Below are 26,415 nucleotides of genomic sequence, written 5' to 3'. Positions count from 1 at the left end.
GGTCAGCCTTAGGGAAACAGGGCGGATTCGAAATCGGACATCTTGCGGGCGATCCGTTCAGAATCAACCTGATAGGTGCCATTGTTGATAGCCTCACGCAAGGCGGCGACTTTGGCATGATCAATCGGCGGCGTCTGCGACTCGGTTTCCAGTTGGCGCAAGCTCACGGAGCCGGGCGTCAACTGGACTTGATCGACCTCGCCTACTGGCTTGCCACGCAGAGTCGCTACGTTTGACGAAACCGCTCGTTCCACACCACTGCCGCGAACGGGCGGCGAATAGATGCTGTTAATTGGGTTGATGGCCATGGTGCTAAATCCATCCGGTTCGGTAAAAGGTCGGTTTTTTGGGGGCACAACACGCTTATCGGCCGTCTTCGCAGCAACTTTAATGGAATTTCCGCTACCTTCCAACCTCAACCCGTCGCTGGGCCGTCACAGTCCCTTCGACCACGCGCTTGGAGCCTTCGTTGCGCACCCGCACTCGTTGGCCTAATTCTGCATCGCTTAAGGCCGTGCCACTGGAACTGACTTCCATACCACCTTGCCGGACCACGAGTGTCACTGTTTCTCCCTGCCGAACGAGCGGTACGGTTTTGACGGCGTGCGGTGAAATAACGGCGCCCGCTACGAAAGCGCTGCGTAATCGCTTGCCGAGCAGATGATCCGGCACGGTTTCATAGCTGCCTGCCAACGTGGTCAGATCGCGCCGCTCAATCCTGAAATCCGCCCTTCCCAAAATGGTGCCCGACGCTAAAAAGCGGCTGGCGACCAACACGTCGCTAAAAATCCGCACGCTAGCCCTTTGATAGACCGTCCACGACGGGCGACCAGGGCAACGCACGCCGACCGAGAGATTGCCCGTCGTCGGCGCACCGCTAGGCAAAAAAACTTCTAGGGGTACGGTGCATTTCGGCAGCCGCAAGCGGGGATCAAGGTCAGTTAGTTGGATTTCTGGCGATTCTTTCCCCGCGCGCGGCTGCGCCAATAAAAACTGTTGGGCCGCTTGGCGGATACCTTCCAGCGGTTGAATCGCTTCCTCAGCAGCCCACGCCAGTGCCGGAATCCCGCAACAGACCAGCAGCAGGCGATATAACCAATGACCGGCTTTTACCCGATGACCTGGTTTTCGGCACATGATTTGCTTCTTAGTAGATAGTATCACAAATGAGTCGTTTTTTTGGCGGCAGAACCGCTAACTCTCAGCGGGCCAGGCTAACTCCAGGAGTCGTGAATGACCATCGGTTTCGATCAGGCGCTCAGTGTCCACGCCCAAGCGTTAACACTACGCTCCCGGCGTGCCGAAATTTTGGCGGCCAACATCGCCAATGCCGATACCCCAAACTACCGAGCGCGGGATATCGATTTCAGCGCAGCACTGGCCAGTTTACAAGGCCAGGGTGGGGCATTGAAAACCACTCACGCCGCGCATCTGCCGGCTGCTGGCGAGGCGAGAGACAACCTGCTCTATCGGACACCGGATCAGATGGCCCTTGATGGCAACACGGTGGAAGAAGAACAGGAAAAAAGCGCTTTTTCCGACAACGCCTTACGTTATCAGGCCACTTTGCAACTGCTGAGCAATCGCGTCCAGGGCCTGCTGACCGCGATTCGGGGAGAGTAACCATGTCGCTGTTCAACGTGTTCGACATTTCGGGATCGGCACTGCGGGCACAGACCATCCGCCTGAACACCACAGCTGGCAACATGGCCAACACCGATAGCATCAGCAGCAGCACGGGCAGCACCTACCGAGCACGTCAGCCGGTATTCGCCTCTCAGCTTGACGCCGCCGGTGAGGCGATGGGCGGCGTTGAAGTCCTTGGTATCGTCGAAAGCCAAGCTCCGCTGCGGCGGGAGTATCGGCCGGAACACCCGCTGGCGGACCAGGATGGTTACGTCAATCTGCCAAACGTCAATCCGGTCGAGGAAATGGCCGACATGATCTCCGCGTCCCGCTCGTATCAGAGCAACGTGGAAGTGTTCAACACCTCCAAGCAGATGCTGATGCGCACGTTGAGCTTGGGCGACTAACCGCAATCGGAGACCCCCTCCATGACCACCATTTCAACCACCGGAACCAGCGCCACAGCCACTAGCACCGGCGCGACGGCGAAAACATCGGGAAAAAAAGCCAACGACCAGCTCAATCAGGCTGATTTTCTCCGCCTGCTAACCACGCAGATGCAAAACCAGGACCCAACCAATCCGCTCGACGGCCAACAGTTCATGGCGCAAATGGCTCAGTTCAGCACCTTGAACGCCATCATTGAGATGAAAACGTCCATCGATTCGCTGGTGAAAACGCTAGGCACCAGCACAACCACCAGCACAACCACAGCCACCACGGCGAAAGCTGCAACAAGCAAAGCGAGCGCTACCCAAGCCGACCGGGCGACCGACATCATCAACGGCGCTGGTTCGCGGTAACCAAGAGTCCTTCGCCCCTGTCGCACTATTCCCGCAAGGAGATTACCCCATGTCATTTCGTACCGCCCTCACCGGGTTGAATGCCGCCAGCTCGGATCTCGGCGTGATCAGCAACAACATCGCCAATAACAATACGACTGGCTTCAAAGCGTCGCGCGCCGAGTTCGGCGATATTTATTCGCTCAGCGATCTGGGCACCTCGACTCGCCGCAGCATTGGCACCGGCGTGCGGCTCAACGCGGTCAGCCAGCAATTCAAGCAGGGCAATCTGGAAACCACCAGCAATCCGCTGGACATGGCTATCGACGGTGAAGGCTTCTTTGCGGTGAAAGATACCGATGGTTCAATGGTTTACACCCGCGCCGGTGCGTATGGCCTCGACAAGAACGGCTATGTGGTCAATAGCCTTGGGCAGAAATTGCAAGGCTATCAGACCAACCCCACGACCGGCTTAATCGACATCGGTACTGAAGGCGATCTGCGCACCCAAACCGCCAACATCGACCCCAAGCAATCCACCACCGGGGAATACGGCATCAATCTCGACTCAAGCAGCGTGGCCCTCGATCCGGCTAATTTCGATTTTCAGGATTCCCGTACCTACAGCTTTGCCTCGGCGATGACCGTATTCGACAGCCTGGGCAATGATCATAGCCTCACCGCCTACTTCGTCCGCGACAGCACGACCACGCCGCCTGCGGTTCCGGGCGGCACGGCCTCTTGGCAGATTTTTTTCAGCATGGACGGCCTGGGATTGAACGGTAATGCACTACCGCCGGCTGGAACAGCAACCCCGTCCGGCACGCTGTGTTTTGACGCCTTCGGCGCGTTGACTGGCACCCTGGATGCTACGGGAACCCCTACCGGCAATAGCTCGCTCACCCTGGCCAGCATCGTTCCTACCAACGGTCCCGATCCGATTACTGGTAACGGCACACCCAACGGTTCGGAAAACCCACTCAACAGCGCCGGAACCCCGGCGGGACTCACCCTGAAATTCGACACGGCGACCCAGTACGGCAGCGCTTCCAGCACCAATTCGGTCACCCAGGACGGCTATACCACCGGCCGGGTTGTGGGGGTGGATATCGGCGAAGACGGCAGTCTGTTCGGCCGTTACAGCAACGGCCAAGCAAAGGTGCTGGGCCAAGTGATCTTGGCGAATTTCCGCAACACGCAGGGTCTTAGCCCCATCGGCGACTCCAGTTGGGTGGAAACCGCCGCATCGGGCCAACCGGTCAAAGGTCCACCGGGCACCGCGAGTCTGGGCCTGGTCCGCGCCGGTGCCCTGGAGTTATCCAACGTCGAGTTGTCCGAGCAACTGGTCAAAATGATCAACGCCCAGCGTAATTTCCAGGCCAACGCCCAGGTGATCAGCACATCCGACCAGATGACGCAGACCCTGTTGCAGATGCGCTAATCGCATCTTCGCTTAAGCGGCTCATCACCATCAATCGTCAACCATCCCTGGAAATTCCAGCAAAGGAATCAATACCATGTCTATGAATATTGGCCTAACCGGCCTCAAAGCGGCGACTACCCATATCGATGTCGTTTCACAAAACATCGCCAATTCCAGTACCACCGGCTTCAAAAGCGGTCGTGCCGAATTTGGCGACATCGTGGATGCCAACGCGGGCAAGAAAACCGCCGGTTCCGGCGTGCGGACCCAAGCGATCAACCAGCAATTCAAGCAAGGCAGCACGACCATCACCGACAATGCCCTGGATCTGGCGATCAACGGCAATGGGTTCTTTGCCGTCAAAGACAGCTCCGGGGTTTCCTACACGCGCGCAGGCAGTTTTCATGTTGATAAAGACGGCAACATCGTCAACAACCTGGGCCAAAACTTGCTTGGTAAAGACGGGCAAACCCCCTTGAAGTTCGGTGGAACCGGTGGTTGGCACGATATTAGCGTGGATGGCAATGGCAACATCACTGCCAAGGACAGCACCGGCGCCGACACCCCAGCGCTGCAAGTTGGGCTGACTGACTTCCCCAACGCCAATGGTCTGAAGCGGGTGGGCGATACCCAATGGATCGCAACGCCCGAAGCCGGCACAGCCGTCAGCGATGCGCCGGGCAGCAAGGGTCTGGGTTTGGTATCCAGCGGTGAGTTGGAGGCTTCCAATGTTGATATCAGCGCGGAGCTGGTGGATTTGATCGTCGCCCAGCGTGACTTCAACGCCAACTCGAAGACGATCACCGCCAATAAGGAAATGGTGCAGACCGTCATTAATATGTAACCACAGGTCATTGAATTATGGACCGCATGTTGTATGTCGCAATGAGTGGCGCCCGGCAAACCCTGCAAGCCCAGGCCGTCGTTAGCCATAATCTGGCCAATGCCAACACCGCTGGCTTCCGGCAGGATTTAGCCGATTTTCGCAGTATGCCGGTCTTCAGCGAGCAGGGTTTGCCAAGCCGGGTGTACACCATGGCCGAACGGCCAGGCTCAGACCTGCGGTTGGGCCGGGTGATGACCACCGGCCGCGATCTGGACATTACCCTACAGGGCGCCGGTTGGCTGGCAGTGCAAGGCCCCGACGGCCAGGAAGCCTACACCCGCTCTGGCGACTTGCAGGTCGGGCCGAGCGGTCAGCTCACGACCGCTGACGGCCGCCCAGTGCTGGGTAATAGCGGCCCCATTTCGATCCCACCGGCGGCCAAAATCACCATCGGCGGCGACGGCACGATTTCCGTCCAGCCGCTCGGCGGCAATGGCGCCAGCACGGTCACGGTCGATCGACTCAAGCTGGTCAATCCCGCCGACAACGCGCTTTATAAAGACACCACCGGCCTGATGCGCGCCAATGATGGCCAACCCTTTCCGGCCGACGCGGCGGTGCGTGTCCAAAGTGGCGCCCTGGAAAGCAGTAACGTCAACCCTGCCGAAGCACTGGTCGGCATGATCGAGTCGGCCCGCCGCTTTGAGTTGCAGGTCAAAATGATGAAGGTGGCCGAAGACAACTCCAGCGCCACCAACCAACTGCTGCGCTTGGAATAGGAGCATCCCCATGACATCCGCCTTATGGATCGCTAAAACGGGCCTCGACGCCCAACAAACCCGCATGTCGGTCATTTCCAACAACCTTTCCAACGCCAGCACCACCGGTTTCAAGCAAAGCCGTGCCCAATTTGAGGACTTGCTGTACCAGAATGTGCGCCAAACCGGCGGCCAATCCTCGCAAAACACCCAGTTGCCTTCGGGCCTGACGCTGGGCACCGGCGTGCGGATCGTGTCCACCGCCAAAATTTTTACTCAGGGTAACCTGGTTCAGACCGGCAACAACCTGGATATGGCGGTTAACGGACGCGGCTTCTTTCAGGTGCAACTGCCAGACGGTACCGCCGCTTATACCCGTGACGGCTCTTTTCAAATCAATGCCGAAGGCCAAATCGTCACCGCCAACGGTTATCTGCTGCAACCGGAAATCACCCTGCCTACGAACGCGCAGACCGTCACCATCGGCAGTGACGGCACGGTGAGCGCACAAATCGCCAATCAACCGACCGCCAGTCAGGTCGGCACCCTCCAGTTGACCGATTTCGTCAACCCCGCCGGTTTGCAAGCGGTCGGCGGCAACCTGTTCCTGGAATCGGCCGCCAGCGGTTCGCCGCAAACCGGCACGGCCGGCACCAACGGCATGGGTCAGTTGGTGCAGGGTTCGCTGGAAACCTCCAATGTCAATGTGGTGGAAGAGCTGGTGGATATGATCGAAACCCAGCGCACCTACGAGATGAATTCCAAGGCGATCTCCAGCACCGACCAGATGTTGCAGTACGTCAACAACAACTTGTAGGCCATGATGTGATGAACAGACCATCCGCCGCGCTGATCCTGATGACCTTGCTGTCCGGTTGCAGCGGACTGGCGCCGCATTACGAATTCAAGCCGGTCACTCCAACGGTCATGCCGCTGGCCAATCCGGTCGATCCCGCCTCGCGGCAACCCGGCACGATCTACCAGGCCGGTGCCGATATGCGGCTGTTTGAAGATCGTACCGCGCGGCGCGTCGGCGATATGGTGGTCATCCGCCTGGTTGAAAAAACCGCTGCTACTAAATCGGCGACCACCAGCGCGGAAAAGAAAAGCGAAATCGACATCCAGAACCCAACGCTGTTCGGCGTACCGCTCGGCATCGGCAGCGCCACGCTGGAGAATAGCGCCAATGGCGAGCGCAAGCTCGGCGGCAAGGGCGCCAGCGACCAAAGCAACAGCCTTAGCGGCGACATCGCGGCGGTGGTCACCGGCGTTTATCCGAATGGTAATCTGGCCATTCGCGGTGAAAAAATGTTGACGCTCAACCAGGGTGAGGAAGTCGTGCAAATTTCTGGGGTGATTCGGCCGGAAGACATTGGTGGCGATAACTCGATTCTGTCCAGCCGAGTTGCTGACGCCAAAATCACCTACGCCGGCAATGGCGCTTTGGCTGATGCCAACACCATCGGCTGGCTGGGCCGGTTCTTCCTAAGCCCGTTATGGCCGCTGTAACGGTCAGGGCGTGTTCAATCTATTGCTAAGGGGATAGGCTATGCTTCGCCGCTTCTCGCTGTTTTTGCTGCTTGCGCTGGTAGCCCAAGGCGTTTGGGGCGAGCGCATCAAGGATCTGGCCACCATTTCCGGCGTGCGTACCAATCAGTTGATCGGTTACGGCCTGGTGGTCGGGTTGACGGGGACCGGTGATCAGACCACCCAAACCCCGTTCACCGTCAAAAGCCTGAAAAGCATGTTATCCAACCTGGGGGTGACCGTACCGCCTGAGGTAAATCTGCAACTGAAAAATGTCGCCGCTGTTTCCGTGCAGGCCGAGTTGCCGCCCTTTGCCAAACCGGGACAGACCATCGATGTCACCGTCTCGTCCATCGGCAACGCCAAAAGCTTGCGCGGCGGTAGCTTATTGCTGTTGCCGCTCAAAGGCGCTGATGGGGCAGTCTACGCCATGGCTCAAGGCAATGTGGTGGTCGGTGGTTTGGGCGCCGAAGCGGGCGGATCGAAAGTGACGGTCAACATTCCCAGCGCCGGACGTATCCCCAACGGCGCAACCGTCGAACGCCAAGTCACCGATGCCTTCGGTAAAGACGGGCCTATCGTTCTAAATTTACGGCAGGCCGATTTCACGACCGCCGAACGGATGGTCGAAGCGATCAATAAAACCTTGGGCGGTGACATCGCCCAGGCGCTTGATGCCACGTCCATTCAGGTAAATGGCCCCGCTGACCGCCATCAGCGGGTTAGCTTGATTGCGGTGCTGGAAAATATTGAGCTAGTCCCCGCGCAAACCGCTGCCAAGGTGATTGTCAACGCCCGCACCGGCACGGTGGTGATCGGTCAAAACGTGAAAGTTGGGCCGGCAGCGGTTTCGCACGGGGGTTTAACGGTCACGATTGCGTCTAATCCCACCGTCAGCCAGCCAGCGCCGCTCTCCAACGGTCAAACGGTCGTAGTCCCGAACGCCAGTATCGCGGTGAATGAAGAAAAGAAACCGATGTTCTTGTTCGATCCGGGCATCGCGTTGAATGATATCGTGCGAGCCGTCAATCAGGTGGGTGCCGCACCCAGCGATCTCGTTGCCATCCTGGAAGCGCTCAAAGCAGCCGGCGCCCTCAAAGCCGAACTCATTGTGATCTGACCATGGCTACCATCAACTGGAAAATCCTGTCGCTGTTAACCGCCCTCTTGCTGGCAGCGCTCGGCCTGCAAGCGGGTGCCATCAAAATCATGCTCAACCTGGCCCACACGCCCCAGGTCTCCATGCCGGTCGTACCGCCATCGACGCCCATGCGTCGCTCCGTTGCGCCCGTCGAGGCACAGGCCGCCGCCGATCCGGTGCCAGCGGTGCACGAAACCAAAACGGCAGTCGTCGTGGCTGATCCACCGCATTTGGCAGACCTGAGCGCAAAACCCAGCGTCAGCGCCAGCGCCAACGACCCAAACCCTGAAACCCGCTCCATCGCACCCGTACCGACGGCGGTAGCGCCCTCTGCTGAGGCGGCCCTGGTCGCCACAACACCCAAACCGGCGCCGACTCATCCTCAAGACAGCCATGCCTCTGCCTCGGCTGCTACGCCAACCCGAACCGCCATCACGCCGAGCGCACCCACCGAATCAACCAAGCTCTCTGCCGTTCCATCCCCTGAGGCCGGACTCAGCGCGCCCGCGCCTGTTGCTGCTGAAGCAACCGGCAGCGACACCCTCCAACAACCGGAGTGGCTTACAAAGCGCGATCCGAAGCATTACACCGTGCAGCTTTACAGCGGTAAGGATATGGGAACGCTGAAAGAAATCGCCGCTACCGTCGGCACCGGTGAACCGCAAGCCTACTATTCAACCGGCAGCCGCTCAGGCGCTTGGCATTCGCTGGTGGCGGGAGATTATCCCGATGCCGTCACCGCCCAGGCTGCCGCTGCCAAATTCACTGCCCAATCGCCCGCGCTCAAGCCCTGGATTCGCCGCTTTGAGGAGATTCAGGCCAAGCTGCGCTAAGGAGATCGACCGTGCTAACCGCGACCGATTCAGCCTTCGTCTATACCGACTTGCAGGGACTGGCCGGCTTGCGCCGCGAGGCTCGGCAACAGTCACCCGAAGCGCTGCGCGAGGCAGCCAAGCAGTTCGAAGCGGTTTTCATTCAGATGATGCTGAAAAGTATGCGCGCCGCCAGCTCCAATGAAGGTGGCGCCATGGAGAGCGATCAGACCCGGTTTTATCGTGATTTGCATGATCAGCAACTCGCCCTGGCTTTAGCCCAGAAAGGCAAGCTCGGCATCGCCGATCAGATCGTGCGCTCCCTGGGCGGTGAAGCGGCTTCACCGGAACCACCGGTTTCGCCGCTGATCATCGGCGATCCATTGGCGACATTACGCCAAGTCCAGCGCATCCGCTCCAGTGTGGCGATGCCAACGCAAACCGTCGGCCTCAAGGTCGATCCTCCCGACAATGGCCGCCATTCTGCGCCAACCAGCGACGCGCCCTTCGAACCATCCTCACCCGCTGCCTTTGTGCGCCGCATGTGGCCACACGCTCAGGAAGCGGCTCGCCGACTGGGGGTGATTCCCGAAGTATTGATCGCTCAAGCGGCTCATGAAACCGCGTGGGGCCGGTCGGTGCCCCGTTTCGCCGACGGCCGCACCAGTCACAACCTGTTTGGCATCAAGGCCAGCCGAGGCTGGGACGGTGAGCGGGTCGTCAATTCGACCCTGGAATTTATCGGTGGGGTGCCGATCCGCCAGCGTGACGGTTTCCGCGCTTACCCTTCCTATGCCGACAGCTTCAACGACTATGTGCGTTTTTTGCAGGTCAATCCGCGCTACACCCAGGCGTTGAGCCTGGTTCAGGACGGATCGGCCTATTTGCGGGCGTTGCAGCGGGCCGGTTATGCCACTGATCCCAACTACGCCAAGAAAATCCTCGGCCTGATGAATGGGCCGGCGTTCGATACTGCGCTTGAAACCCTAAAGTCCGCGCAAATCCAGCCGATATCCGAGAAAAGGGGCTAACCGTCCGGTGACCAGGTTGCGCCCATGACGCAAGGCCGCACCGGCGGCTGGAGGGACTGATTTATGGTAGACATTCTGCGTACTGGCCTTTCAGGACTTGTTGCTTCGCAACGCGCCCTGGCTACGACCAGCCACAATATTGCCAACGTTAACACGCCCGGCTACTCGCGCCAGCGCGCGGAGTTAACCACCAATCGGGCTGAGTTTGCTGGCGGCAACGGTCGCTCGCTGTACATCGGCACCGGCGTCAATGTGCAATCGATTACGCGGGTGTATGACGACTTCCTGACGCAGCAAGTGCGCAATCACGGCACAAATGTCGGCCAGTCGGAAACCATGAGCACCTGGATCAGCCAGTTGGACGGCGTGGTTGGTGACAGTGACACCGGCTTGGCACCGGCGCTCGAACAATTTTTCGGCGCGGTCCACGATGCCGCCAACAACCCGGCATCGCTACCGGCCCGCCAGGCGCTGCTCGGTCAAGCCAACAACCTGGCAGCTCGTTTTCAGGAAATGGATGGCCAGATGGACACCCTGCGCGCGGGCGTTAATGACAGCGTGCGCACCACCGTCACCGAGATCAACGCACTGGCCGGCACTATCGCCAAGATCAATGGCCAGATCGCGTTGACCCAAGGTCAAGGCGACGCTTCGGCGGATTTGTTGGATCAGCGCAATCAACTGGTGGCCGACCTAGCCCAGCGCGTGCCGGTCAGCACCGTAGCCCAGGATGATGGCACGTTGAGCGTGTTCGTCGGCAAAGGCCAATCCTTGGTGTTAGGAACCGAAGCTCGCACCCTGGAAACCGCCCCGGCAACTGATCCCCGTCAATTGGAAATCCGTTTTCAAGGCAGTCGCGCCGATGTCAACGATTTTTTGAACGGCGGCCGGATCGGTGGCCTACTCGAATTCCAGAATAAGGTACTGGACCCTGCTCAGAATCGGCTGGGATTGATGGCGGTCGGTTTGGCGGAAACGTTCAACGCGCAGCACGGACAAGGCATCGACCTCACTGGCGCCCCTGGTGGGGATTTCTTCACGCCTGCGACAGCCAAGGCCATGCCCGCTCCCGATAATGCAGGCAGCGGCGTGGCGGCGGTGAGCCTCACGCCGGGCGGTACCAGCGCCTTACAGCCGTCCGATTACGAAGTCAGTTACACCGGCACCGGTTACAGCGTGCGGCGGCTCAGCGACGACACCGAAGTCAGCACCGGAGCAGGCCCCACCTTCAGTGGTGTCGATGGTCTCGATATCACCATCTCCGGCAGCCCCGTCGCCGGCGACCGGTTTTTGGTGCAATTGACCGGAAATGCGGCTGGGAATGTCCAGGTCAACATCAGCGACCCACGCCAGTTCGCCGCTGCCGACGCGGCCGGCGGTGTCGGCAATAACGCCAACGCCCTCAAGCTCGCGGGTCTACAAACCGATAAGACGCTGCTGAATGGCTCCAGCAACCTCCAAGACCTGCAAGGGCAGATGGTCGCTGACATAGGGATCGCCGGTAGCACCACCAACCGCGCACTGGACGCGCAAACCGCCCTCCTCGATCAGGCTACCCAGGCCCGTGACAGCTTCTCCGGCGTCAACCTGGACGAGGAAGCCGCCAACCTGATGCGTTACCAACAAAGCTACGCGGCGGCGGCTAAAGTCGTGCAAATCGGCGACTCGATCATTCAAACCTTGATGGATGCGGTCAGGAGATAAACCATGCTGCGCGTCGCCACTTCGCAACTCTACCGGCAAGCCGGCAACGCCATCGGCGACCGGCAAACGGCGGTCTCTAAGCTCCAGCAGCAATTGACGACCGGCAAGCGCCTGCTCGAACCTGCCGACGATCCGGTGGGTAGCGCCCGCTTGATGACGTTGAACGGTGAGATGGGCCGCTACGATCAATACCAGCGCAACATCGATTCGGCTACCGGCCGACTGAATACCGAAGAAAGCGCGCTGGGCGATGCCGGGGATGTTTTACAGCGGGCACGAGTCTTGACGATTCAGGCCAACAACGACACGCTCAATGCCGAAAATCGGGGCCATATCGCCGCCGAAATTCGCCAGCTTCATGCCCAACTGGTCAGCTTGGGCAATGCCCAGGACGGTAGCGGCGAGTATTTGTTTGGTGGCTTTCAGAGCCAGACCGCGCCGTTTGCGCCCGATAGCGCCAATCCCCAGCAAATCGCCTATCGTGGTGATGGTGGCCAGCGGCTCGCGCAAACCGGCCCTACGTCAACTCTTGCGGTCGGCGATCCGGGAAATGAAGTTTTTCAAGTGGATAGCGCCGACCCCACGAAGGGGCTGTTCGCTACGCTGGATCGGTTGGCGACGACCCTGGAGACCGCGCCAGCGACCTTACACGCCGATCTGGGAACGGCATTGCAGGAGATCGACAGCGGGCTGGATAATCTCAACGGCATTCAGGCCAAGGTAGGAGTCCGTCTGCAAGCGCTGGAAAATCAAGGTTATACCAACAGCGACTTTAGCCTGCACTTGCAGCAGACGATCAGTGAGGTGGGCGATCTGGACTACGCCGAGGCGATTACCCAGTTGAGTCGGGAAACCCTCGGCTTACAAGTCGCCCAGCAATCCTTTATGCGCGTTCAGAACCTATCGTTGTTCAATTATATGAACTAACGACCTCCACCGGATTGGCCACCTGGCGGGGCCGCAAACCAGCAGCAGCGATGGTCGCATGGGCATGATCGAGGCTGACGACGAAACGCTCCTTCGAATAAATCGCGTATTTATCACGAAAATCCTTGGGCGTGAAGTTGATGGTGAGCACATTGGCCCCGGCGTTCAACCCCATCAGTTGCCCACCCTTCTTGATCTTTTCCAGAGCGCTCACCGCCGGAATCAGTGCGTGCGGGAACAGCAAGCGACAGATGGCGATAGAGTTCAGGGTCAATTGCAAATCGCCGACCCCCAAATGCTCCAGCGGTGTGTTTTCGTTGGGGATAAATGGCGAGGAACTGACAAAATCCGGCTGTAGCTCTTGCGCCAACAGGATATCGTCCACCAGGGTATCAAGCGTTTGGCCGGGCAAGCCGATGATGTTGCCAGTGCCCAATTTCATTCCGACATCCTGAATCCAGCGCGCGCACTCCAGACGTTTAGCGAGGGGAGTGCCGACGATGTTTTGATACAGTACCGGGTCTGAGGTCTCAAATTTCAGAATATAGGAATCGGCGCCGGCTTCCACGTAACGGGCATAGGTGGCACGGCTTTTCTCGCCGAGATTGAGCAAGACATTGACGTCCGCCTGACGGATGCGGCGAATAGCTTCGAGCACCATGGCATCGGATTTAGGGTCTTGGCCCGACTGGAGAAAGACGGTGGTGATCCCCTCGGCGACGATTTCCGCCGTAATCGCCAGGATGGTATCGACATCCATGCGGTAGCGGATCATTTCCTTGTTCTGCGGCCGGATAGCGCAGTAGTCACAGGTTTTTTGACAGTAGTTGGACAGTTCAATGACCCCCCGCAGCTTCACTGCGTCCATGCCGGCCGCTTGGCGAGCGGCGCGGGCGGCCTGGAATAGGGCTTGCTGTTCTTCCCCTTCGCAAGTCAGCAGACGCGAGATATCCGCTCGTTCCGTCGGTTGGAACAGGACCGGCCTGGCTTCGCAATAGGCGTTCATAAAAGCTCCCGATAATTCTAAATCAATGCCATGGTTGGTTCTCGTTCATTCTCGAAGACTTTGAACCACTTAGTTATCGTGCGGCGCCATCTTGCGCCCGGTACATTGCGGCGGAACCAGCGGTTCCAGGGTCAGTTCACGCCCTTGCATATCCTGAAGCCGGCGCTGTTGCGAGGTCGATAACAGGGCAACGACGCGAGAGCGGCCCTGGGCGCGCAGCCCTTCGAGCCGATCACGGTTAGCATACAGCGCGGTACACGGTTCCTCGCCGACCGTGGGCGGGCGAAACGCCGCCCGCATCTCCATAGCGACTTGGCGGCAAGTGGTGGCCATTGACGTCACTTGTGTCTCACTCAAATCAAGTTCCTGACTGAAGCGCGGGTCATTGACCGCCAGACACGGACCCTCGATTTGCAGCATGATCTGTTGCAGCCTTTGCAACTGTTGCCGATCCAAAATTTTGGCGATGGCCCCACGACTCGTCCAAATCTGCCGTTGCATTTCGCTTTTGGCCGCCGCGTCGGTGGCGTGAGCTAACTCCTGGAGCTGGTTGCGAAACAGTTGCCCGCTATGCCCCAAGCGGCGGATTTGATCCTCACTCAAATCAAGATCAGCCTGCACTTGTCGGCTATTTTCCAGCAGCATAAAGGGGTCAGCGCCCGGCATCATGCCGCCTGGCGTCTCACCAATCGCAGCACCCGGCGGCACCAGCTCGTTCTTCGGCAATTGACCATGCTCCGGCGGGGCCGGTTGCCCATAAACCAGCATCGACAAGCCAGCCCACATCAGCAAGGCTGCGATGGCGGCGCGAGAAAAGGGAATCAACATTCAGCAGTTTCCTTCAAGCGAGCATTGCGATGCCAAGCTAAGGTGTGGCGTCATTGGCCGGATGCAACGGCCCGGAATCGTAATGATCCGCCGGATACGGCATATAGGTCGGATGCTGGAATTGCTGCGCCACCTCATCGGCAAAGAAAGCACCCAGTTTAGTCAGTACCAGCCGCTCGTCATCCTCGACTACCAGCCCCGCATCCTGAAGTTTATTGATCTTGTTACGGAAATAACCGTTCATCGGTTTGCCCGTAGCCTGCAAGAAATCACTCTTGCGCGCCGAGCGGTTCTTGAGCGGCAAGACTATCGCCCAGCGCATCTGTTCTTCAGGGGTACGGATGATGCCCCGATTAATCGGCAGATGTCCCGATTCGATCAGGCTGTAGTATTCCTCGAAGGATTGGGTATTCAGCCCGAACCGGTCGCGGAGACTACTGAAGGCGGTCAGCCCGAAACCGATCTGATCGAGCAGCCGGCAGCATTGATTGTGGGCATACCGTGAGTGGTGCTTGTATTCCTTGGTGAATACTCGGCGCAGGTTTTCGGTATAGCCATACTCGGCCAGAATATCGATGGCGACCTGTTTCATGATCAGCGTCGATTCGATGGTCGGCAACAGGTCGGGCCGCTTCTTAATGAGCTGTTTAACCGGCCCTTGATAGTCGCCATAGGCGTCGATCTTGAGGCGATAGAGCTGAATCTCCTCGGTGCCAAGCTGGCAAGCGCGGTCGATCATATCAGCCCAACCTTCGATGGTTTGGCCGGGGAAGCCGAAGATGAACTCGATATTGACCGTCATCCCGGCGTTGTGGGTTTCCTCAATGGATTCGATGGCTTGCGCGGCGTTGTGATGGCGATTCATCAGGTGGAGGATATCGTCTTCCAGCGACTGGATGCCGATGGTCAGCCGATCCACCCCATAGCCGCGCAGCAGTTGCAGCCGCTCGCGCCCTTCCTCGCCGATCAGCGTGTTGGGGTCTACATCGAAGGTGTATTGGCGGCAGGTTGACATGTCGATGCGATCCGCCATCATGTCTAAAAACCGCTTTTGCTGCGCCAATGTCAGATAGGTTGGAGTTCCACCACCCACCAGCACCGAGCGAGCGACAAAACGCTCAACACCCAGCTTGGCGCGGTAGATATCCATTTCTTTTTCCATGGTGTCGAGATAATGGTCTTTCTCATCGACCTGCTTGGTACCCAATTTCAGGGGATAGTGGCAAAACACGCACCGCTGCCGACAAAAGGGAATATGGGCATAAATATCCAGCCGACCGTCGGGAGGCAGGGTATAACTGGCCAGCAGCTCGTCATCGGTGATCGGCTGATACATGGTAATGGGCGGATAGTGTACGGACGGGAAAAAGTCACCTTCCCGGCACACGACCCCTAACTGGCGCAGACGTTCGAGATCCTCGACCCGCGCCCGCGCCCGCGCTATCAGTTCTTGCTTTACTGCGGTTGAAAGCATCAGATGTCACCTCTTCAACGCCATTGAAATGCAACGGACAAAAAACCTACTGATATAGTCTGGATTATAATTATTTGGTTCCCAAAAGACGAACGCAAACTTTATTCCCAAGTTTTTTGACCACATACGAACCGCGAAGCATATCGACTTTTCTGGAAAAGCCACAGATGCAATCGGTTAGGACTCGATTCAGATTGAGCCGTTCCGGGCCAATTTGCCCTGATCAGTGGACTGCTTGATGGTGGGATTGTCGCCGCCCATGTCTGAATCCGACATGAATCAGCGCGGCTTAGACAGCGGCAGAGTTGTCGCAGGATTATACATGGACGATTGACGGCGGGCGGGGCAAGCGGCGCGCCCAATCGGCGAGGGCGGCGATATGATCCGGTGTGGTGCGGCAACAACCGCCGATCAATCGGGCGCCGCGCGCGTACCACTCCTGGGCAGCAGCCAAAAACTCGCTACTGCTGGCTGTGCCTTTCCAGGAGCGAGTATCGACGCAATACACTTCGCCGGAGTTGGGATAGACAATGATGGGTTTCGCTGTCGCGGATCGGGCGGCCTGGATTAACCCTGCAACGTACTGGGGCGCGGTACAATTGACCCCTAAAGCGACGATCTGCGGTTGATCATCCAGCCACGCTGCGCACTCCGCCAACAACTCTCCGTGGCAGATATGGCTGGCATCACGAGCGCTGAAAGTGATCCAGGCGCTTGCGCTGGGAAATTCGGCCAGCAATCGCGTGAGCGCGCGCGCTTCGATAAAACAAGGCAGCGTTTCGCAAGCCAATATCTCAGCGCCAGCCTCCAGTAAAAGCGCCATGCGTTCCCGGTGAAACTCCATGAGCTGCTCTTCACTGAGATCATAGTCCCCGCGATATTCCGAGCCATCGGCCAAAAAGGCGCCGTAAGGCCCAACCGATGCGGCCACCAGCGGGCGAGCACGACCCATGCGATGGCTCGGTTCCTGCCAGAATTCATCGCGCGCTTCCAGGGCCAGCCGCACCGAGCGACGTATGAGTTCTTGGCTTTCCTCGCGCCCCAGGCCCCGTTGCCTGAAACCTTGCATCGTCGCCTGATAGCTGGCGGTAATGGCGATATCGGCCCCAGCGTGGAAATAATCCAGATGCACTTGCCGGATTAGTTCGGGTGCTTCGTGCAGGACTTTGGCGGACCAGAGGGAGTCGCGCAGATCACAACCTCGGCGCTCCAGTTCCGTGGCCATGGCGCCATCAAGGATGACGACCGGGCATTGTTGGAGCAAGCCGCTGATGGGATTCATGGCGCCGATTCTTGTTTGGCCCGCTGTGCTGCCGAATCCTTTATAAAGCGGTTGATATCCGCCTCAAACGCCTTCATATCCTGGGGTCGATTCGGCACCTTTGGTGGTTCGGCACTATGCTCGGAGGCTCCTGATACCTTTGGAGCAGGCGGGCCGTGACCCAGCCACCGAACCAGGGTTAAGCCAATGATGGCCAATACAACCAGCAGTAATAACAAACGCACGGCGAATCCCCCTTGAGCGGGCTAACCATTTTCTTAAAGTGTAGCTTCGCCAAGAGGTTAAGTCATTGCGATGGCAGGCATGAGCCGCTGATCTGAGGCGGGTTAATTTCTGATCTTTACACTCAGGTTTGTAGATTGTAAAAAATCCTGACACTGTAAAATCGGTAGCAATTTTAGCTCGTAAATTTTATATGTATCTAATATTTAAATATTTATTATAGGTTGATAGTCATGTAAAGCTTCTTGCCATAGCCTTTTTGGCTACTAATTTGGGCGCACCACTGTCAGCTTTTTTTACAATTCCCAGCGCACGATTAGCCTTCATGATAGCTACGATTAAATTCTGAGGCTCGCCTAAAGGTGGAGGCACTATATGAAGTGTATTAAATAATTTCATATTCTATATATTGATAAAGTACTCTTTATTTAGATTATGGCATAAAATTTGCCATATCCAACTCGGAACTTATAAATACTGACTGAGGTACTACCCAATGAATACGAAAGTAAAGCGTTCTGGTTTGGCCGCTGTAACTCTTGCATTAGGGCTTGGCATCTGCGGTTTTGCAAATACCGCTTCGGCGACATCTATTGACTTCGCAGGAGACTATACCTTCCTTGGCTCATTAGACGCTACCAGCCCTCTTCCTTCATTGAATTCTGCAGGTTTCAACAATCCTGTTGTCCCTTTAGGACCTTTGAGCGATTGGTGGGTATTCTATCTTGACCCTACCGCTGCAGCCGGCCTCAACGTTAATTTCATACCCACGGATAATATTTCAAACTTTTCACTTAATCTCTATACGGTTAATTCTTCCAGTTGTGGTACGATTGGGTCGCTCTGCACTGGTGTTTCAGTTGGTTCCCTTGTAACACCAGGTAACACATCTCCAAATTTCAACAGCAATATTCCATTTGGCACCCTCACGGCGGGGCAGTACGCTTTTGAGGTAAGCGGTACTGTTTCGAATGTAACTTATGCCACTAATTTATACTCGGGGCAAATTTCTACTACTCCAGTCCCCGAACCGACCACCCTGGCGCTGCTCGGTATGGGCCTGCTCGGCCTGGGCGCCAAGCGCCGCCAGAAAAAGGCTGCCGAAGCCGCTTAAGTACCGTGTTGGTGTAGCGGTAAGCTCTAAAAAACGACGCCTTCGGGCGTCGTTTCCGTTTCTCCAAAAACTCAAATAAATTCAACGCCTTTTAATTATTTTCTTTCCTAAAAATACCGCTGAAATTATCAGCATGCTCCTCAACTCGTCTACAATTTAAGGTCAACTGATCACCTTGTATTTGGAGGCGAGGTAGTGAACGGTGATAACCCTTCTTCGAGACCACGTTTGGTTTTCGATATCCCCTTTCGAGTTGTCGGTTATGTCAGCACGCCTGCTGAGGAAGTCGGCGTCTTGCTCTGGTCTGGAATCGACCCCTACCGTTATTTCAATCAAAGCGACCGATCAGGGGCCGAATCGTTCGAACATTTGCTAACACTGGATTATGAAGGCGCCGTAGTAGGCTGGCAGTCTGCGCAACTCGATGGCTCGGAGCGTCGCTGGCTGGAGGTCTCCCCAGATCTCATCAAACAACTCAACGAGCGCATCCGCGCTGGCGAACCGCTACGATACCGGCAAACGTAATCCTTCCCCTGGTGGAACTGATTCACTGTTCCATCTGCCAGTGCAGACAGGCCGCCACCGTTAAGAGGTCATTATCAGCATGTTGCCGCAGACTGTTCCCGAATCCAACTATCTAATGCGGATGGCCGACGGGACCATCAAGCAGGTTAATCCCTTCACCGGCACTGAGGTGTGGACCGTTCCCGGCCGTGGCAATCGTCCGCTTGGCGTCATGCCTCTCAGTCCTCGCCCTATCGACCCGAATCGAGCCGAGGCTCATTGCGCTTTCTGCTCCCGCCAATATCTGGAGACGCCACCTGAGAAAGCCCGCCTGATCAAGGCCGATGACAAATACATCACCCTGCGTCACCTGCTAGCCGACGAACTGTTTGACACAGTGGCCGAATTTCGCCGCCTGCCAAACCTGTTCGAAATCGTCTCCTTCGATTACTGGCGCAAAAACTTCGGGTATAACCTGCCGGATGCCATTGAGCAGCACAAACACAAGTATCTATCGGGTGAAGCCGGGCGACAGCACGTCCTGAGAATGTCCGAACAGCGGCTAAAAGCGGCCGGCTTTGACGAATCGGCCTGGGAGCGGATGTCAACCGGGGAACGGCTACAGTTCGCCGATGCGTTCTTTGGCGGCGGTCATGAACTGATCGTGGCTCGGCGGCATTATATCGATGGCGCCACCCACGACCACCAACTGGCCTCCTCAGGAACCATGACGCTGGAGGAACACTATCAATACCTGCGCTTCACCATTGATGCCATGCGGGAAATTTACCTCGACAACCGCTACGTCCGCTATGTGGCCGTCTTCCAAAACTGGCTAAAACCGGCTGGTGCCTCCTTCGATCATCTCCATAAGCAACTCGTCGCCATCGACGAACGCGGCACCCAAAACGAAATGGAGATTGAGCGAGTCAGGGCCAACCCCAACCTGTACAACGAAGCGGCCGTCAACTTTGCCGCTTATCGTAACTTGGTGGTGGCCGAAAACGACCACGCGGTCGCCTATGCGGGTTTTGGCCACCTGTTTCCGACCCTGGAAATTTTCTCCAAGAGCGCGCGCAGCCAGCCATGGAACCATTCCCCCGACGAATTGCGCAACATGTCCGATTTGGTTCATGCGTGCCATGCCGCCACCGGCACCGATATTCCGTGCAACGAGGAGTGGTACTACAAACCACCGGATGTCGATGTCCCGATGCCGTGGCGAGTGCTCATCAAGTGGCGGGTATCGACTCCTGCCGGCTTTGAGGGCGGCACCAAAATCTACGTGAACACCATCGACCCGGAAACCTTGCACAAGCGCGTCACGCAGCGCCTGTTCCAGCTACGCGATCAGGGCCTGATTGCACCGATGAAGATCAATCGCGAATGCCCCTGTGTGCCGAATTGTCTGCGCTACAATCCAGCAGTCCGGCAACGGCAATCCGATCATCCCGAATTTCCGCCACTGTCCGCCGGTATATGATCGACGCTCGCAGATCTATTCACGGGCCGGATGTCCTCTGGCCCATCAAAAAATTCAATCGTTATCAGGAGTGACCGATGACTACCCGACCCACCGCGCTCTTCTTCTTAATGATTGGCGGATTTTTGCTGAGCGCTTGTAATGGCGACAGCAATGACGATGTGAGTGGCGCCACGCCGGGAACCGTGGCCGACAGTCGCTGGCTGACCGCCGGCCACGATCTGCACAATACCCGCTTCCAAAACGAAGAGCGCACCATCGGCCCTAACAACGCGCCAGCCCTGACCGTGCGCTGGCAATTTGCCACCGGCGGCGATGTTTCAGCCACGCCGGCAGTGGATGAACAAGCCACTTATTTCCCTGATTGGGCTGGAAATCTCTTCGCCGTTGACCGTCATACCGGGAAGCAGCTCTGGTCCCGCCGGGTAGCCGACTACACCGGCATCGCCGGTGATCTGGCGCGGGCGACCCCGGCTGTAGGCGGCGACAAGTTGATCTTCGGCAACCAAAGCGCGCGCCGGCAGCCATCAACAGCCTGGGTGATGGCGGTCGATAAGCGAACCGGGGACTTGCTGTGGAAAACCCAAGTCGATGCCCACCCGGCGGCCATCATCACCCAAGCTGCTATCGTGGCCAACGGGGTGGTTTACGTGGGTGTGTCTTCCTGGGAAGAAGCCTATGCGGTGTTGGTGCCTAATTATCAATGCTGCACCTTTCGCGGCAGCATGGTGGCTCTGGACGAACACACCGGCCAAATTCTCTGGAAGTGGCATACGGTCCCCGAAGGCTACAGCGGGGGCGCCATCTGGGGTAGCACCGCCGTGCTGGATGCAGCGCGCCGTAGCTTGTACGTGACGACCGGCAACAACTACACCGTACCGGAGGCCGTCCGGCAGTGTGTCGCCGGTGCGCAGGGCAGCCCCCAAGCGCAGCGAGCTTGTATCGCACCCGACAACCACTTCGATTCCGTGGTCGCTCTCGATCCCAGCACCGGTGCCGTCAAATGGGCCAACACGGTGTTGCCGTTCGACGCCTGGAACGCCGGTTGTATTCCCGAATTGGGCAACGACAGCAACTGCCCACAACCGGCCGGGCCTGATTATGACTTTGGGCAAGGGCCGGCCCTCTTTACCGTGCGCATTCCTGAAACCGGCCGGCTACGCCAACTCCTTGGCGCTGGCCAGAAAAGCGGCCAGTATTGGGCTTTCGATCCAGACACCGGCGCGGTCGTCTGGATGACTCAGGTAGGACCCGGTGGCCAGGGCGGAGGGTTGCAGTGGGGTTCAGCAGTCGATGGTCAACGCATCTACACCGCCGTTGCCAACACCGAAAACAAATCGTGGACTCTGATCCAGAATGGCAAATCCACGACCACCACCATCAATTCAGGGCTTTGGAGTGCCCTGGATGCCGCGACCGGGATTATCCTCTGGCAAGTGGCCGATTCCGGCATCGGGCGTGACGGTCAACCCGCACCGACCATGGCACCGGTCACCGTAGCCAACAACGTGGTCTACGCCTGTTCACTGGATCAAGCTGGCTCCATGTATGCCTTCCATGCCACGACCGGTGCCGTCCTTTGGAAATACGCCAGCGGCAATGTCTGTCTCGGCGGGGCTGCCGTCTCGGATGGCACGATTTACTGGGGTTCCGGTTACGGCAACTTCACCGGCCAAGCGACACCGGGCAATAAATTCTTTGCGTTCCATGTGCCAAGCCCCTAGCGACGACCGCCGGGACAATACCGAATTAAACCCATGACCTGGGTTTGTGTCGGTATCGGCAGCAATATTGACCCTGAACGAAATATCTGCGCCGCCTTGGCGGCGCTGAATCGGCACTTCGGCCCGTTGCTCGTATCCACCGTCTATGCCAATCCACCGGTTGGCTTTGTCGGTGACGATTTCCTCAACCTGGTGGTTCGGTTCGACACCGACCTGCCACCTCCCCGGCTGGCCGCCGAACTGCGCGAGATCGAAAAGTGCCAGCAACCCTCCGGTAAAGAGGTGCGATTTGCGCCGCGCGCATTAGATCTGGATTTGTTACTTTACGCCGATGCTGTGTTAATCGCTGATGGCGTGCGGGTTCCTCGTCGTGACATTACCCGCTACGCCTTCGTGCTGCGGCCCCTGGCGGAAGTGGCCGGCGACTGTTTGCATCCGCTGCTCGGTGTCACATTCGCCGAACTGTGGGAGCGATTCGATCAGTCGCATGAAAGATTGCAGCCGGTCGTGCTGCCCTGCGCCCACTAATTGGCCTTGCTGGGTGTCCAACCAGTATGTGATACCCTTCCCGACCGCTTAGCCGCCGGCGATCAGCCAGCGACCGTTTTCAACCTACCCAGCCGGTCATCGCGGCTCGTTGGGCAGTCTATTTTTGGTTAATGCACTCATGCAAGCTTTCAACGTCGAACGTGTACTTGATGTCCATCACTGGAACGAGACGCTTTTCAGCTTTAAAACCACGCGAGATGCGACGCTACGCTTTCGCAATGGTCATTTCGTGATGATCGGACTGGAGGTGGAGGGCCGCCCGTTGCTGCGAGCTTATAGCATCGCCAGCGCCAACTACGAGGAACATCTCGAATTTTTCAGCATCAAGGTGCGTAACGGGCCGCTGACCTCGCGGTTACAACATCTCAAGGAAGGCGATACGATTCTGGTTGGCCGCAAACCGGTCGGCACCTTGGTTATTGACGATTTGCTTCCCGGCCAGCGGCTTTACTTGTTCGGTTCGGGTACAGGCTTGGCACCCTTTCTGAGCATCATCAAAGACCCGGATACTTACCAGGGCTTTGAAAAGGTCGTGCTGGTCCATGGTGTCCGCCATATCAGCGAACTGGCCTACGCGGACTTTATTAAAGAAGAACTGCCGAAAAATGAGTTTTTAGGGGAGCTGATCCGAGAGAAGCTGATCTATTACCCCACCGTGACCCGAGAGCCTTTTCACAACCGGGGGCGGCTGACTCACCTGATCGAAAGCGGCAAGATTTTCGAAGATCTTGGTCTGCCACCGCTCGACCCGGCCCAGGATCGGGCGATGATCTGCGGCAGCCCCGGTCTCTTGAAAGACACTTGTACCCTTTTGAATGAACGGGGTTTCAGCATCTCGCCGCACATCGGTGAACCCGGCCATTACGTGATCGAGCGGGCATTTGTGGAAAAATAATGACAGCCGACGCAGTGACCGGCCGCCTCATGAGGGGAAGCCGGCCACCGCGATGCTTACGAATAAAGCGGGGTGATTCCTAGCTGTTGATGTAAGCCATTGACCGTTTGCGGGTCCAGGCCAAGGGCCTGTGCCAACCGCTGCATGTATTGAACTTCGGCGTTGGTGTCGAGATTGATCGCCATCAGCGACATCATATAGACGTTGCTGGCCATCCCCTGCTGGACCTGCTCCAGAAAATCCATATTCAGCGGCCGAGCGATTTCATCTTTGACAAACGCTGCCTCCTGTGGACCAAGATCAGCCAGTTTGCTAACGATGTTCTGTTGCTCTTGCGCATCGATTTGGCCATCCGCCTTGGCGGCGTTCAGCATCGCTTTGATGAGGGTGATGGCCTGTTGGTTTAAGTGGGCCACCGCTTCAGCGGGCGCCGCTTCCGCCCCGGGCGGCAGGATTGAAGCGTCGGTCAACGCAGAAGATTGACCCGCGCTACCTTTACCCAACATGCTAAACCCGCTCATCGCCAAACCAGCGAGCACTGACCAAGGAATACCACCGCCTTGGGATCGACCGCCACCGGCGAGATGCCCCAACACCGACCCCAAACCGCCTAGCCCACCCGATTGGCCACCACCGAGCAGACTGCCCAGCACCGATCCCAAACCGCCACCGGCACCTGGCGGTGGCGGGCGTTGGCCACCGAGCAGGCCGCCGAGAAGATCACCTAAGCCACCACCGCCAGGGGGCTGTTGCTGTGGGCCGCCACCGAGCAGACCACCGAGCAGACCACCTAAGCCGCCACCGCCCGGCTGCTGGGCGCCGCCCCTCGTCAACCCATTGAGTACTTGCCCGAAAACTTGTCCGCCGATCCCGGAGGACATGGCGTTATTTCCCAGCAAACTACCTAAAATCTTTAATGCATCCATTCCATTACCCTCATTCAGTTGGTGGGTCGATGACGCTAACCGTATTAGCGGTCACCCGGCAAAACGTTCATCGCGTGAACAGTGCGGAGTGACAACCTGTCACCCCGCAGAAACCGCTCCCGTGAAAACTCAGCTTCCGCTGAGAGGAATCCGAATCTTCTGACCGACATAAATCTTGTCGGGGTCCTGGATCACTTCGCGATTGGCTTCAAAAATTTGGTTATACGCCGAGGCATTGCCCAGGAAATGCTTGGCAATCGAGGACAGCGTGTCACCCGACTTGATGGTGTAATACTCGACCTTACCCGTCTGAGGCGGGGCCTTTATCCCATCGGCGGATACATTCTGAACCCCTTGAACATTACCCGCCATCAAGACCGCTTTTTCCATGGCTTCCGGAGTGATGGCATCACCAGAAAGCTGAACCTGGCCGTCTTTGAATTTCACATCCAGATTCTTGACACCGGGATTGGCCGCTTCAATTTCCGCCTTGATTTTCGCGGCTGGGTCCTGCTCGTCCGCGCCGAACAACTTTTTACCCTGGTTGACGATAAAGTCGAAAAGTCCCATTGCAATCTCCTGTGATTTCTCGGTTTCAATCCACGCCCTTGACCGGGCGAAACAGCATGGCAGAGGTCACTCCTCCCCCACGCACACTTATCCCCCTGATGGGGGAGGTTTCAAGCCAGAGTTTCTGCTCGATGAAACGTCGTCGAGCCGCTCAGAAAACCAATGCCTGCCTGATCGTGGCTTTTCAGGCATTGGGTAAAGGGGGCGGCATGGCGGCAAACAGGGCGTTCAATTCCCTGACCTCGCCGGCTGGTGTCCAACTCGCCATGCCCTGGGTCCACACCAAGGTGGTGCGGGTTAATTGGCCGCTTTGTGCCTGCTGTTGCAGATCCTCCATGCCAAACGGCCCAGCTTGCTGGTTATTCACCGCGACAAAATAGCGGTTAACGGTCGGCAAAGGCGGTGGGGCCGGTGCCGATTGGGTCGGCCGCGCCAGCGCGTCGTTTAAGCGCTGCGCCATCGCCAACCCCAGCCCCATGCTCATAGCCTCGGAACCACCACCGGGATTAGCGGCTGCATCGCGCAAGGCTTCCGCTGCCTGAAACTGCGTGTACTGATCGAGATTACCGACGATACCCATGCTGCTGCGCTTGTCCAAAGCCGCTTCGACTTCTTTGGGCAAGGAGATGTTCTCGACCAACAAATTGGTCAATTCCAACCCGACTGCCCCGAATTCTGGAGCGATCCGTTGTAACAAGAATTGACCGAGTTGGTCGTAATTGCCCGCCAAATCCAGCGCCGGGATCTTGGATTGCCCCAAGATGTTGGTAAAGCGCGATACCACCATGTTGCGCAATTGGTTGGTGATCTCGTCCGTCGTGAAATTGCCGTCAGTACCGACGATCTCACGCAAGAAAAGCGATGCGTCTTTAATGCGGATCGCGTAGCTACCAAACGCCCGCAGCCGGATTGGGCCGAATTCGGCATCGCGCAGCATCACCGGATTCTGCGTCCCCCACTTGAGATCGGTAAAGCGACGAGTGCTGAAAAAATACACCTCGGCCTTGAACGGACTCTCGAAACCGTGGGGCCAAGCTTGCAAGGTGGACAACAGCGGCATGTTGTTGGTTTTCAGCTCGTACATGCCGGGCTGAAAGGTATCGGCGAGCTGGCCTTCATTGATGAACACCGCCACCTGCCCTTCCCGTACCGTCAGCTTGGCCCCGTATTTGATTTCGTTGCCGTAGCGCTCGAAACGGTACACCAAGGTATCGTTTGACGGATCGGTCCACTGAATGACATCGACGAACTCACCAAGCAACTTGTCCCACAAGGCCATGG

At 57.6% G+C, this 26,415-nt stretch carries 28 protein-coding genes; 19 read left to right on the top strand and 9 right to left on the bottom strand.

Annotated elements, in window-relative coordinates; translation table 11 throughout:
• Positions 1-8 precede the first annotated feature (8 nt).
• Both flgM and flgA read right to left on the bottom strand, forming a co-directional pair.
• Positions 9-308 carry a flagellar biosynthesis anti-sigma factor FlgM gene (gene flgM / locus BN873_RS10320; protein ID WP_048673508.1) on the bottom strand — a complete coding sequence of 100 codons (300 nt, stop codon included), beginning with the start codon at positions 306-308 and terminating at the stop codon, positions 9-11.
• Between the two features lie 94 nt (positions 309-402).
• Positions 403-1,137, bottom strand: coding sequence for a flagellar basal body P-ring formation chaperone FlgA (gene flgA / locus BN873_RS10315; protein WP_048673507.1), 735 nt, complete (start codon positions 1,135-1,137; stop codon positions 403-405).
• A 96-nt stretch (positions 1,138-1,233) separates the two neighbouring features.
• Between flgA and flgB the strand changes: the two genes are divergently transcribed.
• The 13 genes from flgB (at position 1,234) to flgL (ending at position 12,557) form a co-directional block, all read left to right on the top strand.
• A complete protein-coding gene (gene flgB, locus BN873_RS10310) occupies positions 1,234-1,623 on the top strand; it encodes a flagellar basal body rod protein FlgB (protein ID WP_048673506.1) in 390 nt (129 codons plus the stop codon).
• Between the two features lie 2 nt (positions 1,624-1,625).
• On the top strand, positions 1,626-2,033 hold the full coding sequence (gene flgC, locus BN873_RS10305) for a flagellar basal body rod protein FlgC (RefSeq protein ID WP_048673505.1): 408 nt from the start codon (positions 1,626-1,628) through the stop codon (positions 2,031-2,033).
• Between the two features lie 21 nt (positions 2,034-2,054).
• Positions 2,055-2,429 (top strand): flagellar hook assembly protein FlgD, encoded by a 375-nt coding sequence (locus BN873_RS10300; protein WP_053085296.1) that lies wholly within the window; start codon positions 2,055-2,057, stop codon positions 2,427-2,429.
• A 49-nt stretch (positions 2,430-2,478) separates the two neighbouring features.
• On the top strand, positions 2,479-3,849 hold the full coding sequence (gene flgE, locus BN873_RS10295) for a flagellar hook protein FlgE (protein ID WP_048673504.1): 1,371 nt from the start codon (positions 2,479-2,481) through the stop codon (positions 3,847-3,849).
• A 76-nt stretch (positions 3,850-3,925) separates the two neighbouring features.
• Positions 3,926-4,675 carry a flagellar hook-basal body protein gene (locus tag BN873_RS10290; protein ID WP_071244124.1) on the top strand — a complete coding sequence of 250 codons (750 nt, stop codon included), beginning with the start codon at positions 3,926-3,928 and terminating at the stop codon, positions 4,673-4,675.
• 17 nt (positions 4,676-4,692) lie between these two features.
• Positions 4,693-5,436: a flagellar basal-body rod protein FlgF gene (gene flgF, locus BN873_RS10285; RefSeq protein WP_048673502.1), complete on the top strand. Its 744-nt coding sequence runs from the start codon at positions 4,693-4,695 to the stop codon at positions 5,434-5,436.
• Between the two features lie 10 nt (positions 5,437-5,446).
• On the top strand, positions 5,447-6,232 hold the full coding sequence (flgG, locus tag BN873_RS10280; RefSeq protein WP_048673501.1) for a flagellar basal-body rod protein FlgG: 786 nt from the start codon (positions 5,447-5,449) through the stop codon (positions 6,230-6,232).
• Positions 6,233-6,243: 11 nt separating this feature from the next.
• Positions 6,244-6,924 carry a flagellar basal body L-ring protein FlgH gene (gene flgH, locus BN873_RS10275; protein WP_048673500.1) on the top strand — a complete coding sequence of 227 codons (681 nt, stop codon included), beginning with the start codon at positions 6,244-6,246 and terminating at the stop codon, positions 6,922-6,924.
• A 40-nt stretch (positions 6,925-6,964) separates the two neighbouring features.
• Positions 6,965-8,062 (top strand): flagellar basal body P-ring protein FlgI, encoded by a 1,098-nt coding sequence (locus BN873_RS10270; RefSeq protein ID WP_048673499.1) that lies wholly within the window; start codon positions 6,965-6,967, stop codon positions 8,060-8,062.
• Between the two features lie 2 nt (positions 8,063-8,064).
• The gene (locus BN873_RS10265) at positions 8,065-8,916 is read left to right on the top strand and encodes an SPOR domain-containing protein (protein ID WP_048673498.1); all 852 of its coding nucleotides are present in this window, start codon (positions 8,065-8,067) and stop codon (positions 8,914-8,916) included.
• Positions 8,917-8,927: 11 nt separating this feature from the next.
• Positions 8,928-9,926 carry a flagellar assembly peptidoglycan hydrolase FlgJ gene (gene flgJ / locus BN873_RS10260; protein WP_048673497.1) on the top strand — a complete coding sequence of 333 codons (999 nt, stop codon included), beginning with the start codon at positions 8,928-8,930 and terminating at the stop codon, positions 9,924-9,926.
• Between the two features lie 63 nt (positions 9,927-9,989).
• Positions 9,990-11,630, top strand: a complete 1,641-nt coding sequence (flgK, locus tag BN873_RS10255; protein ID WP_048673496.1) for a flagellar hook-associated protein FlgK — start codon at positions 9,990-9,992, stop codon at positions 11,628-11,630.
• Positions 11,631-11,633: 3 nt separating this feature from the next.
• Entirely contained in the window at positions 11,634-12,557 is a 924-nt protein-coding gene (gene flgL, locus BN873_RS10250) for a flagellar hook-associated protein FlgL (protein ID WP_048673495.1), read from the top strand.
• Here the strand turns inward: flgL and BN873_RS10245 are convergent.
• The 4 genes from BN873_RS10245 to mmuM form a co-directional block, all read right to left on the bottom strand.
• Complete coding sequence (locus tag BN873_RS10245; protein ID WP_048673494.1) at positions 12,541-13,563, bottom strand: biotin synthase BioB; 1,023 nt, start codon at positions 13,561-13,563, stop codon at positions 12,541-12,543. The genes flgL and BN873_RS10245 overlap by 17 nt on opposite strands.
• A 69-nt stretch (positions 13,564-13,632) precedes the next feature.
• The gene (locus BN873_RS10240) at positions 13,633-14,391 is read right to left on the bottom strand and encodes a hypothetical protein (RefSeq protein WP_048673493.1); all 759 of its coding nucleotides are present in this window, start codon (positions 14,389-14,391) and stop codon (positions 13,633-13,635) included.
• A 37-nt stretch (positions 14,392-14,428) separates the two neighbouring features.
• A complete protein-coding gene (locus BN873_RS10235) occupies positions 14,429-15,865 on the bottom strand; it encodes a coproporphyrinogen-III oxidase family protein (protein ID WP_048673492.1) in 1,437 nt (478 codons plus the stop codon).
• 316 nt (positions 15,866-16,181) lie between these two features.
• The gene (gene mmuM, locus BN873_RS10230; protein WP_048673491.1) at positions 16,182-17,147 is read right to left on the bottom strand and encodes a homocysteine S-methyltransferase; all 966 of its coding nucleotides are present in this window, start codon (positions 17,145-17,147) and stop codon (positions 16,182-16,184) included.
• Between the two features lie 718 nt (positions 17,148-17,865).
• On the opposite strand from mmuM, the gene BN873_RS19445 reads away from it, so the two are divergent.
• From BN873_RS19445 to BN873_RS10200, 6 genes are all read left to right on the top strand, one after another.
• The gene (locus tag BN873_RS19445; protein ID WP_082161213.1) at positions 17,866-18,483 is read left to right on the top strand and encodes a PEP-CTERM sorting domain-containing protein; all 618 of its coding nucleotides are present in this window, start codon (positions 17,866-17,868) and stop codon (positions 18,481-18,483) included.
• 228 nt (positions 18,484-18,711) lie between these two features.
• Positions 18,712-19,008 (top strand): hypothetical protein, encoded by a 297-nt coding sequence (locus BN873_RS10220; RefSeq protein ID WP_048673489.1) that lies wholly within the window; start codon positions 18,712-18,714, stop codon positions 19,006-19,008.
• Positions 19,009-19,087: 79 nt separating this feature from the next.
• On the top strand, positions 19,088-20,470 hold the full coding sequence (locus tag BN873_RS10215) for a DUF4921 family protein (RefSeq protein WP_071244122.1): 1,383 nt from the start codon (positions 19,088-19,090) through the stop codon (positions 20,468-20,470).
• A gap of 77 nt (positions 20,471-20,547) precedes the next feature.
• Positions 20,548-22,194, top strand: coding sequence for an outer membrane protein assembly factor BamB family protein (locus BN873_RS10210; RefSeq protein ID WP_053085295.1), 1,647 nt, complete (start codon positions 20,548-20,550; stop codon positions 22,192-22,194).
• A gap of 33 nt (positions 22,195-22,227) precedes the next feature.
• Positions 22,228-22,722: a 2-amino-4-hydroxy-6-hydroxymethyldihydropteridine diphosphokinase gene (gene folK, locus BN873_RS10205; RefSeq protein WP_048673488.1), complete on the top strand. Its 495-nt coding sequence runs from the start codon at positions 22,228-22,230 to the stop codon at positions 22,720-22,722.
• 139 nt (positions 22,723-22,861) lie between these two features.
• Positions 22,862-23,638 (top strand): ferredoxin--NADP reductase, encoded by a 777-nt coding sequence (locus BN873_RS10200; RefSeq protein ID WP_048673487.1) that lies wholly within the window; start codon positions 22,862-22,864, stop codon positions 23,636-23,638.
• 56 nt (positions 23,639-23,694) lie between these two features.
• Here the strand turns inward: BN873_RS10200 and BN873_RS21160 are convergent, their stop codons facing one another.
• The 3 genes from BN873_RS21160 to BN873_RS10185 form a co-directional block, all read right to left on the bottom strand.
• Positions 23,695-24,564 (bottom strand): DUF533 domain-containing protein, encoded by an 870-nt coding sequence (locus BN873_RS21160; protein WP_048673486.1) that lies wholly within the window; start codon positions 24,562-24,564, stop codon positions 23,695-23,697.
• Positions 24,565-24,693: 129 nt separating this feature from the next.
• Positions 24,694-25,134, bottom strand: a complete 441-nt coding sequence (gene lysM / locus BN873_RS10190; RefSeq protein ID WP_048673485.1) for a peptidoglycan-binding protein LysM — start codon at positions 25,132-25,134, stop codon at positions 24,694-24,696.
• Between the two features lie 184 nt (positions 25,135-25,318).
• A complete protein-coding gene (locus BN873_RS10185; protein WP_048673484.1) occupies positions 25,319-26,413 on the bottom strand; it encodes an SPFH domain-containing protein in 1,095 nt (364 codons plus the stop codon).
• Positions 26,414-26,415 lie beyond the last annotated feature (2 nt).

This window comes from Candidatus Competibacter denitrificans Run_A_D11 (genome assembly GCF_001051235.1).
GTDB classification, from domain to species: Bacteria; Pseudomonadota; Gammaproteobacteria; order Competibacterales; family Competibacteraceae; genus Competibacter_A; species Competibacter_A denitrificans.
Note: the sequence above shows the minus strand (reverse complement) of the source record. Positions and strands in the feature narration are given on the sequence as shown.